The organism is Sediminitomix flava (assembly GCF_003149185.1).
Classification (GTDB): Bacteria; Bacteroidota; Bacteroidia; order Cytophagales; family Flammeovirgaceae; genus Sediminitomix; species Sediminitomix flava.
In genome coordinates, this window is the sequence record NZ_QGDO01000001.1 from 422,333 (window position 1) to 436,854 (window position 14,522).

At 34.4% G+C, this 14,522-nt stretch carries 1 protein-coding gene; it reads right to left on the reverse strand.

The genetic code is table 11. The annotated features are described in order from the left end of the window. Positions 1-27: 27 nt before the first annotated feature. The gene (locus BC781_RS01615) at positions 28-14,238 is read right to left on the reverse strand and encodes an FG-GAP-like repeat-containing protein (protein WP_109615501.1); all 14,211 of its coding nucleotides are present in this window, start codon (positions 14,236-14,238) and stop codon (positions 28-30) included. Between the last annotated feature and the right edge of the window lie 284 nt (positions 14,239-14,522).

Here is a 14,522-nt window from a genome sequence, read left to right on the forward strand (position 1 = left end):
GCTCTCCATTTTGGAGAGCCCCTTTTTTTATTGTTTCATAATTTTTAGAATCTTTCTAGTGTCATCGTGAACGAGTTCAATGAAGTAAACTCCAGTAGGTAAATCACTGAGATCAATACTCTCATTACTTAGATCAACACGAACATTTTTCATTCGCTCTCCACTACTTGAGTAGACACTTACCATCATATCTTTAAGAAGATAACCATCAGCTACAATTCTTAACTTCCCAGTAGTTGGGTTAGGTAATAAACTTAGTTCTTTAGTTACATCTTCAACAGATGTAATTGTCGTCTGATAATTCACTAACTGCGAATAACCAACACAACCACTCTGTGTCTCTATAGAAACCTGATAGATTCCTGAATAAATTGGCGCATACTCCATCGAATTAGGATCAACATCCGTCATCAAGACTCCATCTTTAAACCAATACGTAGAGAACTCCTCTTGATCAGTATCTACTATTAAAACTCCATCTTCAGATAAAACTAAGCGTACTTCAGGTGATGGTGTTTCAGAAACAGATATAGAGTTTGTAAGGATAGAACAACCTTGTTCATTTATCACTCGAACTTGGTAATTACCAATATCATAAGTAGTTAAAATATTACCAGTCGTAAATGGTAATACTTCTCCATCTTTCAACCAAACATATGAAGAAACACTAACATCGGTTGGTACTTCTGCCCTCAGTGTAACAGGAGTAGCGGTACCTTCACAAATCAAGGTATCAGATTCATTCACTAACCAACCATCTCCACTGATATCATCACAAGCAACACCTACATAATATGTATCTGTTTTTATCCTCAGATTAGGGAAGAAAATATTAGAAACATAACCATAATATACCCCACTTTCTAATGCTGTAATATCATTGACTTGTAAAGTATCATTGATTTGATTCTCTATTTCACTTCCATCGTTATACCAAGAATAAGTATTGTAGTCACCTTCAACATCTGCTGTTAGAAGAAGCGTATCACCAACTTCTAAACTCAACTCCACTGAGTTAGTCGTAATCACTTGACCTTCATAAACCAACTCTGAAGCACCTAATAGCATTTCTAACTGGTCAAATGCTAATTTATTTACAGATACATTGATATTCATATTAAATAAATTCAATGCACTTATTGATGTTGGTAGACTATCTAATTCATTGTTTGATAAATCTAGTCTTTCAAGTTGAGTCAAATTTTGAATAGAAGAGGAAACATTAGAGATATTGTTATTTGAAGCATACAACTCAACTAACTTTGTATTTCCACTCATATCATAATCTAAAGAAGTTAAGTTATTATGACTTACATCTAATTGTTCTAATGATGGTATTTCTCCAACAAAATCAGGGATTTCAGTCAATTGATTATAACTCAAAATAAGTGACTTAATTGGAATACTATCTGTATTTACTCCACTCAACAACTCATCACTATCACCTAATGTAGTTAGCTGATTGTTGAAGAATGAAATCACTTGAATAGACTCTAGTTTGAATATATCTTCAGGTAAAGAAGTAAAGTTATTATTATCCAAATCTAGGTACTCCAAATTCACAAGTTCGATTAAATCTACAGGTAAATCTGAAAGATTATTATTGAATAAAATCAATCGTTCTAATGCTTCTAGACTAAACAATTCACTTGGTAATTCAGAAATATCTAAGTCTCTAAGATCTAAAGATGTAATTCTGTCTGAATCTCCAGTACCAACTCTAGGCCACTCGCGAATCGGAGCATTTCTATCCCAGTCTTCAATTCCTAAGCTCTCAAACAATGACAATAATGCTAATGAATCCGCTTCTACAACACTACCCACTATTGTTACATCAACTGAAGAAGTATACAAAGTTAGATCAGTATAATCATCACTATTTACGATTGCATAATAATTCCCTGCATCTGAAGAAGAAGTTCTGTTTATACTAAAGATTGAATCAGACTCTCCAATCACTTCATCCCCTTTATACCATTCATAAGTTGCATTTTCAAAAGAAGGAAGGGTGATTGTTAAAGTATCTCCAACATACACATTTTGTGTTGGAGTTAGGTAAATACTGTCTTGAGGTGAATACACAAAAGATGTCCAATCATTTTCAGATGCACTCGCCAAATCATTGAAATCTATGTTATTACCATCTACACTAACATTCTCTAAAGCAGATAAACTTAAAATATGGCTTAAGTCTAAGTTCCTTATTCCTTGTTCAGATAAATCGATTGCTTCAATATATCCATCATCATTTAGTGTTATTCCAGTCCAAGAACTTGCTTTATCCAAACCATCTTCCATATCCCAAGGGAAATTCACACTATCAGAATTAGTATAAAGGTCTACCAACGCATCATAATCTTCTAACTGTAAACAACCTTCTGGGTAACTTAAAGTAATAGAACCACTGTATGGTTTCTCTATGGTCTCAGAAGTACGAACCATATTCACCGATATATCTGAAATAGTACCTAGTGTAAGGTCTGAGACTCTTAAGGTATCATTGACAGCTACTACGTTTACGTTAGTTGTTTCGCTATCCTTTACATAACTAACTTGATAAGTCGTATCTGAGGTTAAAAGTGCTTCTCTTTCGATGACAATTACAAGCTCTCCATCTGACATTTCAAAAGAACAAGAAGGATCTATACCTTCGACAGAAAGAATATTATAATCAAAAACAGCTGATGAAATCGTATAAACAACATTGACAGGTTCTCCTTCACAGCCATCAACAACTTGTGCCAACTTAAAGTTGAACACTTCATCCATCGTTTGGTCTGTTGAACTAATACCAAGATCTGTCACGGCAATACTATTTGTTTCAGAAGCATCTTGTATTGTTAGCTCATTATCATTTGAGTCATACCATATATAAGATTCTACATTATCTTCTCCTTCGTATCTGATCGAATCTTCACTATTAAAGTCTAAGTAATTAACCTCAAATGAATAGGTATCAGCGTCAAAATCAAAACTTGAGATATTGACAAATGGTACTTCGTCTGCTATAACGACTGTAAAACGCTTTACTGAACTAGAGTTTGAATTATAAGTTCTTTGAACATCAAAATGGAATGTCCCTCCATCATTAAAGTTCGAATAAGCTGCCGCCATCTCTGACTCTGTAAGAGAAACTTCACTTACACCAGACTTCAACATTGTTCCAGTGGAATCATACCATGTGTAAGTACTTAAAGCATCATCTTCAATAGATAAAGTAGAGATATTTCCAAGGTCTAAGAAACAGTAATTCGCAACTTCAGTTGAATTATCTGTCCAAGTTGGGACATACTCAACATCAAGATCTACGGTTATTTCTTCTCCTAAACCTGATGCATCACTACTTACAGAAGATGTCACATTAAAGCTTGCTCCACCTACATAAGATGCACTTGGCATAAACACTAATCCTACTTCGGCTTGAGCTACTGTAATAAAATCGCCATCAGTTATTTGAGTGGTGCTGTCACTCAAATAGAGTTGTCCTTCTACAAAAGAAGAAACTTTATAATGCGTAAGCTCTCTTCCGTCATTCGCATTTTTATTTACATAGATTAAACCTGAAAAATCATCTTGTGGAAATGATAAATCACCTGTAACGACTGCAGCTTCTGTTAAAGCATCAATTTTAACTTCACCACCATCTAAGGCTACTGGGTATGTTTCTGAGAAACTAAATTCATTACCTGCCAAATCGGTTACCACACCAGAATAACTAGAAATAGAAATGCCATCTATATCCATATCGCCAATCTGTACATCATACTCAAAGTACAATGAGTCCGTACCTGAACCTGATACATAATCCAGCTGAACAGGAATATTTACCGTATTATCTAGCGTCAGTACAAAAGAAGGATCCGTTGAAACGAATACATCCTCCTCAAAATCAAGTAACACACTTATCGTTTCTCCATTGATATAAGTAGAATCCAAAGTAACGACACTTGGTGCTGTGATTTCTGTATCTGCCAAAATTGTATATGTGATTGTTCGTTCAATACTCTCACAACCATCTACAACTTGTAAAACAGTGATTGTAAATACCTGATTCGAAGATGCATCACCTCTAACTACACCTAAATCTGCTACAGCTATAAAACCAACATTCTCTCCACTAGCATCGACAGTTGTATCTCCTGTGCTGTATGTCCAAACATATTGTTCTACGTCAGATTCTCCACCGTAATACAAGCTATCTTGTTCATCAAAATCATTGTAACTAACCTCAAACGAATACACATCTCCTGTTAAACTAAAATCAGTGTTTGATATCGTTACAAGTGGTATTTCTTCAGCTATAACTACCGTAAATCGCTTAACTGAACTCGAATTTGAATTATAAGTTCTTTGAACATCAAAATGGAACGTTCCTCCATCATTAAAGTTCGAATAAGCTGCCACCATCTCTGATTCTGTAAGAGATACTTCGCTCACTCCCGATTTCAGTTCTGCCCCTGTAGAATCATACCATGTATAAGTACTTAAAGCATCATCCTCAATAGATAAAGTAGAGATATTTCCAAGGTCTAAGAAACAGTAATTTGCAACCTCATTTGAATTATCTGTCCAAGTTGGTACATACTCAACATCAAGATCTACAGTTATTTCTTCTCCCAAACCTGATGCATCATTACTTACAGAAGATGTCACATTAAAGCTTGCACTACCTACATAAGATGCACTTGGCATAAACACTAATCCTGCCTCGGCTTGAGCTACTGTAATAAAATCGCCATCTGTTATTTGAGTTGTACTATCACTCAAATAGAGTTGCCCTTCTACATAAGAGGAAACTTTATAATGCGTAAGCTCTCTTCCGTCATTCGCATTTTTATTTACATAGATTAAACCTGAAAAATCATCTTGTGGAAATGATAAATCACCTGTAACGACTGCAGCTTCTGTTAAAGCATCAATTTTAACTTCTCCACCATCCAAGGCTACTGGGTATGTTTCTGAGAAACTAAATTCATTACCTGCCAAATCGGTTACAATACCAGAATAACTAGAAATAGATATTCCATCTATATCCATATCGCCAATCTGAACATCATATTCAAAGTACAATGAATCCGTACCTGAACCTGATACATAATCTAACTGAACAGGAATATTTACCGTATTGTCTAGCGTTAGTACAAAAGATGGGGCAGTTGAAACAAATACATCCTCTTCAAAATCAAGTAACACACTTATCGTTTCACCATTTACATAAGTAGAATCCTGAGTCACTACTGTTGGCGCTGTAATTTCTGTATCCGCTAAGACTGTATATGTGATTGTTCGCTCGATACTCTCACAACCATCTACAACTTGTAAAACAGTGATTGTAAATACTTGATCCGACGATGCATCACCTCTAACTACACCTAAATCTGCTACAGCTATAAAACCAACATTCTCACCACTCGCGTCGACAGTTGTATCTCCTGTGCTATATGTCCAAACATATTGTTCTACGTCAGATTCTCCCCCGTAATACAAACTATCTTGTTCATCAAAATCATTGTAACTCACCTCAAACGAATACACATCTCCTGTTAAGCTAAAATCAGTGTTTGAGATCGTTACAAGTGGTATTTCTTCAGCTATAACGACTGTAAAACGCTTTACTGAACTAGAATTTGAATTATAAGTTCTTTGAACATCAAAATGGAACGTTCCTCCATCATTAAAGTTCGAATAAGCTGCCGCCATCTCTGATTCTGTAAGAGATATTTCGCTCACTCCCGATTTCAGTTCTGCTCCTGTAGAATCATACCATGTGTAAGTACTTAAAGCATCATCTTCAATAGATAAAGTAGAGACACTTCCAAGATCTAAGAAACAGTAATTTGCAACCTCAGTTGAATTATCTGTCCAAGTTGGAACATACTCAACATCAAGATCTACGGTTATTTCTTCTCCTAAACCTAATGCATCACTACTTACAGAAGATGTCACATTAAAGCTTGCTCCACCTACATAAGATGCATTTGGCATAAACACTAATCCAGCCTCGGCTTGAGCTACTGTTATAAAATCGCCATCAGTTATTTGAGTTGTGCTATCACTCAAATAAAGTTGTCCTTCTACAAAAGAAGAAACTTTATAATGCGTAAGTTCTCTTCCGTCATTCGCATTTTTATTTACATAGATTAAGTCTGAAAAATCATCTTGTGGGAATGATAAATCACCTGTAACGACTGCAGCTTCTGTTAAAGCATCAATTTTAACTTCACCGCCATCTAAGGCTACTGGGTATGTTTCTGAGAAACTAAATTCATTACCTGCCAAATCTGTTACTACACCAGAATAACTAGAAATAGATATTCCATCTATATCCATATCGCCAATCTGAACATCATATTCAAAGTACAATGAATCCGTACCTGAACCTGATACATAATCCAACTGAACAGGAATATTTACCGTATTATCTAGCGTTAGCACAAAAGAAGGATCTGTTGAAACGAATACATCCTCTTCAAAATCAAGTAACACACTGATCGTTTCTCCATTGATATAAATAGAATCCTGAGTAACGACACTTGGTGCTGTAATTTCTGTATCTGCCAAGATTGTATATTGGATTTCAATTAATTCAGATTCACAACCACTCTCATCCACTTGAGAGACAAATACATTGAAAACCTGATTAGAAGATGAATTTTCTATAACTCTTTCAATCCCCAAATCATATAAATCTATTTTCTGATCTTCGCCGACCTCATGTGATACCGTTGTGATTAAATTCATATCTGAAGCATACCAGTTATAATCTGTGGTATTACTCTCTCCTTGATAAATAAGAGAATCAGTACTTTCAAATTCATTGAAACTTACATCATACTCATATGTATTACCTGTAAGTATAAAGTCTGCATTATTCACCGTAACAAGTGGCATCTGAGGAGCAATTTGAATTGTAAACCTTTTCAATTGACTCTCATACGTGTTATAAGACTTTTTGACATCAAAATGTAATGTCACCGTATCTTCTCCACCACGATTATAATCTGCATAAGCTACTGCAATTTCAGCTTCACTAAAAGTTACCTCAGCGAGGTCAGACTTCAGCTCTGTACCGGTTGAGTCATACCAAGTGTAAGTACTCAAAGCATCATCTACTACAACAAGGTCTGAAATCGTTCCTATTTCTGTAAAACAATATAAACTAGTATCGGGCTCAATAGATACCCAAGTTGGGGCATATTCAATATCTAAATCAACAGTTAGAAGTGTTCCCAATCCAGTATCATCATTTGTAACTGAAGGTGTCACTTCGAAAGATGTTGCTCCCCAAAAATCAGTTGTTGGTTTAAAAATCAAACCATCAGAAGCTTCTTCTGCTGTAATGAAGTCACTATTACTTATTTCAGATGTTGAATCCGCTTTGAATAACTGTCCATTAAGTATAGATGTAACCTTATAATGACTTACTTCCCTTCCATCATTGGTGTTTTTTACGACAACCAACGAGTCAGAGTAGTTATTATGAGGAAATGCCAACTCTCCAGAAATTGATGGTTGCTCAGCAATAGCATCTATGAATAGATTTCCACCTCCAAAATCATTAATAAGAATATCAGTAAAGTCATAAGTATTTCCAACTTCATCTAATACGTCTCCGCCACTGAAATATGCGATATACAAATCATTCTTATCTTCATCACCAACTTCAATTTCATATTGGAAGACCAAAGAATCTGTACCTGAACCTGAAGCATATTCAACTTTTATATACTTTTCTGAAGGCACATCTAATAATGCCCACAAATAAGGAAGGTCTCCATCCCAATCCACGGTTACATTTTCATTGAATTTGAAAGAGATATTCAATAATTCGCCATCAATATAAGTAGTGTCTTCAGTGATCAATGAAGGCGTCTCAATAATTCCATCAAAGTAGAAATGAAGTGTATCTGATTTGAAATTGAATGAATACGTTTCCTTTTCTTCAATTTCTTGAAGTTGAAAACCTTCTTCTCCACCTTCTTGCCCCTCTCCTTCTGGGATAATAGGTGGTTCTCCTCCTTCAAAAATAATTTCTTCTTCAAAGCCTTCAGGTAAATCAATACCTAAATACGTTCGAGTTGTTGTGTATGAAATCGAATTATCTTTTACAAATAACCAAATCGAATCTCCTGTACTTGTCGTATTTAAAACATCAATTTCTAACGTATAACTTCTCCCTCCACCTGTGATATTGTTTATCACTGCTTTTGGTGAAATTTCTATATCAGCTGAGGTAAAATCATCAACTCTTTTCTCAAACTCAACATCTACAAAAAGAGTAGACTGATTTGTAGGAGAACTAATACCATCAAGTTCAAGAACTGGTGTAGGAGGTATATCTAGGTACAATAAACTCTCATGAATAGCTGAATTCTCACCATCATCTAAATAGATATAATAATAAATCGAATCTCCTTCGCTAAACCCTATATCAAATAGGACTGTATCGGACAATGCTTCTCCTGCCTCAGTTATTGCATAACTACCAAAATCTAAAGCTCCAGTACCAGCCGATATAAGAGAGTGGTCAGTCATATCAATTCGACTATCAAAGGCAGCATAGTAAATTGTACCTGTATCAGATAAATCATAATACAAAGCTGTCGAATCGTTTGTAAATGCATTATCTGTGTAAAAATTCTGAATTGTAGCTGCATTCGTTGAAGTAACTACGGCTTGATATGTTTCTGTACTAAATGTTTTTCCATCGGAAACTTGGAATGTAAACTTATCAGTAGAGCCGCTTGGAATCTCAAACCTTAAAAGTCCATCCTCCAATTCCCAGTACTGAAAAATATACCCATCAGTTACGGTCTCATCTCCTTCTAAATTAAAAATCAATGAACCTAATGTAGGAACTGAAACAATTTTCAACTCTGTGAATGAATCCAGGTTTGCATCTTGATAACCAAAGTCATCAGGATTAAAAAACACGATTTCTGTTCCTCCTGTATTCTCTACTTGTCTAGTTATATTTTGTGCTGTTGGAGGTGTATTATTAGTATAGATTGTGATACCTGTACTTGTTACTACGTACAAATCTAAATCATAATCAAATTCTAAATCACCCAGTATTACCTTAGTTCCAAAAAGATCTGTTCCAATAGTGCTTTGGGTAAAGCTTGCAAATCCATCATTGATAAATTGCTTAGTACCATCAGTCAAACTTGTAGTCACGACATCTAAGTGTCCATCTCCATTAAGATCGCCAACATCAATATCGTCATAGCTAGTGCTGCTCTCAAAAAGAATAGGTGTCGAATTAAAACTACCATCACCTTGGTTAAGATAAATGACATTATCATTCGAAGCTCCTGTAACGACCAATACATCAAGATTTCTATCGGCATCAAAGTCCTCTAAAACAATAGATTGATCATTAGAAATAGCCACTGTAGCAAACTCGGTAAAAGTACCATCACCTCCGTTTAAATAAACCTTATCATCACCTGAAGTTGCAATATAAATATCAAGGTGTCCATCATTGTTCATGTCACCAATTGCATGATCTATGATAGATGATAATGGATAAGAATGTTCATCAGGTTCTATAAACTTTGAACCATCATTAATCAACACTTTTAGTTCAGAAGATGTAGAATAAATAATATCTAGAAAGCCATCATTATTTATGTCTGCTAATTCTAATTCTTCTATTCCTGAATGTGTAAAATTTGTTGGAGTAGCTTCATACTCACCTAAATCAACACCCCACCAAATCTTAAGTTCTGAATCAGTAACTTCTACTAAATCTGATTCCCAATCATTATCCAAATCATTAATATCAAAAATTTGAGAAGTACCTGAAGCTACATAACCCGATGTTCCAATACTTTGATAGTCACTAGGATCATTTGCATTGAATTGACTGTAAACGTCAAGTCCGGCAGAAGTCATTACGAATAAGTCTGGGCGATCATTTAGCCAATGCATCACAAGTCTCACATCATTCACACCAGAAATTGGTAATTCTGAGGTCGCCTCAGTCAACTCAAAGTTTTTACCACTTAAAGGCTTTTGGATAAATTGAAGTTGATAAGAAGAAGATAAATTTTGACTTCCTTCAATAGTTTGTACATCACCTGTAAAAATATGACTTACCTTTTCTCCAGCTATGTATCTTTCACTGTAAGGGTTTATAAAAGTATATTTAGGTTCCGATGAACTAACTTCTACACCTATTTCAAATCTTCGGCCATAGCTACCAAAGACTTCTGAACCTGGTAAAAAACCTTCTCCAATATCTAAATACTCTGAAGCTAAAAATTCAACAGGATTAGAATATAAAGCTAATCCATTCTGTCTTGGAGTTGTCGAATCAATATTCAGTTCATTAATAATATCAACAAGAAAATATCCTGTTTCACTCCAACTATATCCATCAAAAAGCTCGATATAAATGGTATCACTTCCTTCCAAACCTGCTTCTACTTGTATTATACCAGAAGCTAAATCAGAAAAAGTAAAGGTTTCATTTACTAGTACATCTTGATAACTTGATGTGACAAACTTTTGTAATTTAGAATCACCAGTATACTCAACTACTTTCACTAACCTTTCTGCATCTCCTCTTTGCACATCATCATCCTCATAATAGATTGTAGACAAGCTATTTGTGTTATTAGGAGAAATATAGAATGAATTCTGATTAAAAGATGGCGTATATAATTCAGGTGCCTCATTATAGATAAACGTTTGTACACCTTCTGATGTATTCACAAAAAAGTCTACACCATTTTTAATGTTTATTTCATATGGATAGATAGCAATTGGGCTTTCAGAACCTAAGTCAATAGATTGGGCTTCAAAACCATCAACGGTATTATTGATAAATACTTGAGCTGTATTTCCAGAAGAAGCGGTAATAAAATCTAGATAACTATCATTATTTAGGTCTATTGCTCTAATTGAGGTAGCAGAAGCCGTATTTATAGTCACCTCTTCTGAGAAGGAGTCACCACCATAGCCCAACATCAGTTTAGTATCACCGACAGCATTACCATCTAGTAAAATCAGATCAACAAAGCCATCATTCGTAAAATCTGATATTACAAAATCGACAAGGTTTACACCCGATATATCATATTCTGTTTTAGAAAAGCCACCTACACCATCATTAATCCAAACCTTAACCTTACTTGAAGTGATTTCTACAAGGTCTAAGTCTAAATCTCCATCTAAATCATATGTATCAAACTTAATAGTAGCCGTTTCTCCAAATGCAGTAGGGGTTTCATCAAATATTGGCTCTCGGTAACTTCCACCGACTCCATAATGTACCACTGCATTTGATGTACTTGAGCCAATAATCAGATCTAAAAATCCATCAGAATTCACATCTGATGTAATAATTGAAGAAGCTCCGGCAATCGTATTAAACTCTAACTCTTTGCCAAAACCCTCAACCATATTATAATAGACCACATAACTATCAACACCATCATTTTCAATAGTTATAAACTTTGAATCAGCTATACTGATTAGGTCTATTACATTCGGGTAAGTCTTATCTCCCAAAGCCCAATAAGCAAAGCCAAAAGATTCGGTATCATAATAGACTGTATTAAACTTACCTTCATTCTCATCGAAAGCAAAAAAGTAGGCCTGGTTGTATGGGTCTACCAAAGTAGATGTATACAGACTAAAATTCTTTGTAACATCTGAGTAGTCTTCATCTAATGCTAAACTAAAATCATCTGAACCCTGACTATTTGTCACCACAAATGTCCATGAAGCTGCAGGACCGTAAAAGAAACTGTTGTTAGCCCCATACAGATTTGGATTTAATGATATTGTTACTGTTTCTCCTTCTATAAAGTCAACATTCCAAAATTCTAGATAGACTTTGTTTTGAAATGCATTAATCTGATACTCTCCAAAATTTGATGATTCATAGTTCCATTTTAGAAGTCCACTGATACTTCCTGTTATTTGAACGCCATCAAACCCTATGATTTCAGAAAAAGAAGCAGTTCCGTTTATATCATCTGAAAACTCAAATGATATTCCATTATTTAATTCATCTTTAGATATAGTTGTCCTTCCGGTTGGGTCTACTCCTGTATCATCAGAAATACCAATGAAGGTAAGGTCAGGAGCATATTCAATATCAAGTCCATATGAAAAATCATAATTTAATCCTCCATCATCACTTATACCAAATTCAAAATAATCAATCCCTCCACTGGCAAATATGTATCTCAACTTACCAGCATCTATATCAGCAATTGCTACTTCATAATCAGTACCATCAACAAACTCAAAATCTCCAGCAGAAAAAGTACCATCTAGATCATTATCTAAGAATAGAGTTCCTGAATTATCTACTTCAGTATAAAGAATTTCTACACTTGTATGAAGCTCTCCTTCATCTCCGCTTTGGTCTGGATAATAAATATCATCTGAAGAAAAAGTATAAATAGATTCATTGATTCTATAATACGTATACTGAGGTTCATCTATTACCATTGGTTTATCATGAAGATAGATATAAACCTGGCTCCCATCTGAAAAAATAAAATCAAGGTCTCCATCCCCATTAACATCTCCATAGTCTACAAAAGACATATTTGAGGGTAAATTTGTAATGCTATTATTTGTAGAGAAGTCATTATTAAATACATAAGTATCTTCAGAAGCATTTACAAAGATGTATAATGGATTCCAATCATTCCCATGTAGATCAAAAAATACATGATCTTCTACATAAGTGGTTGTACTTTTAAATACACCTGATTGGATCTCATCATTTTGAAAAAGAACAAGATCCATCCCACCTTCAAGGTCATCTTCTAAAGCTATGAATTCAAGCCCTTTATCTAAATCAAAATCGCCTTCAAGTAATAATGTATAGTCGGTTTCAAAAAGAAAACTACTTTGATTAAACTCACCACCTTGATAGGTGGCTGTAAGTAGTCCCCCAGAAAGAGTAGTAACAATATTAACCTCTCCATTTACTAGAGGAGATATTATCACATCTAAAGAATATACAGGGTCTGGAAAATCTATGCTGTTATATTTGACCAATAAGTTAGAAAAACTTTGATCTCCATTGTTTAACCAAGCTTGATCTCCATTTAGAGAACTTAAAGCATAAATATCTAAATAACCATCTCTATTAAGATCGCCTATAGCTAAATCAAAATAGCCACCATTATCAACACCTAGTTGAACTGGTGTTAAACTAACAGTACCATCCCCATTATTAAAATATACCTCAACATAACCATCATCATTTACTGAAACTACATCTAAATACCCGTCTCCATCTAAATCTGCAAATTCAAAAGCAAAGGTTTTATTTGAAGATGATTCAATTTCAATTGCTGAATTAGAAAATCCACCATCTCCATTATTGAGAAAGACTTTATTATTTTCAGAAGACAAGGCAAGAGCTAAGTCAAGAAGTCCATCTCGGTTAAAGTCTACTAATTTAATATCATTGATAGTTTCAATTGGGCTAAAGGAAAAAGCACCATCATCAATGAGACTCATACTAAGAACACCATCATTTCCGACCGTAAATTCATAGTAATATGGAGTTAATTCACCACTCAATAAGGTAATTTGATCCGTTAATGTAACAGATATTTTTTCACCAGGTAAAAAGTTCACATCAGGATCAAAGGTCATAGTATTTCCAGCAAAACTGATACTTCCGTCAATTTTCCCTGAATAAGAACCATGAACAAAAACACTAGATGTAGATACAAAAGCTTGATCTATTCCATCACCAAACTCAACTACTATATCCTGATCATATGCTACTCCATCTTGATTTTGGTAAGGATTAAATGTTTTTAATTGTTCAACAACATAAAATGTTAGTTGATGAATATTAGAAGTACCCGTTCCATCTGTGATTGAAAAATTGTAGACATACTGTCCTCCTTCTATTCCAGCGTCTAATCTTAAAGGGTTTTCGAACCCTCCATAGTCAAACAGTCCATTGGAAATAAATATTGATTCACCACTATTTATCTCTGAATCCCCTTCTCCTTGGACATAAAGAGTTCCTCCAGTAACAGAAACAGCTTCAATATAAATTTCTGTAAGGTTCTCGTGATCTCCACCATTATATGGAAAAAGTGTAGGATAGACTTCAAATGAAGAATTCGGCTCTACTAAAACTGTGATATTTTTTGATTCTGGTTGAGCAATAGCAGCAACAGTAGTAGATATAATAAAAAATATAAGACTCAAAGGTTTTAGCGCAATGAGGCGATTAATAATAATCATATATTTTGGATTTGATAATTAGTCAGTTTTTAGCTTTGATAAGTCCAAAATAAATCAATGTTATCCTTTTTAGGAACTATAATTCCTAATTATTTAGCATATTATCAGAATAAAATTGATTTATTCATTTAAGTTGTACTATTCCTAGAAGTAAATAGGATTCAGTTAAGAAGTAATCTTCACACTTTTCCCTAATATTAAACTTCATTTAGAAAGTATACTCTTAAAACAATTACAATGTTACATTTCGTATTTTTATTGTGCTCCATAAAGATTTTATTGAA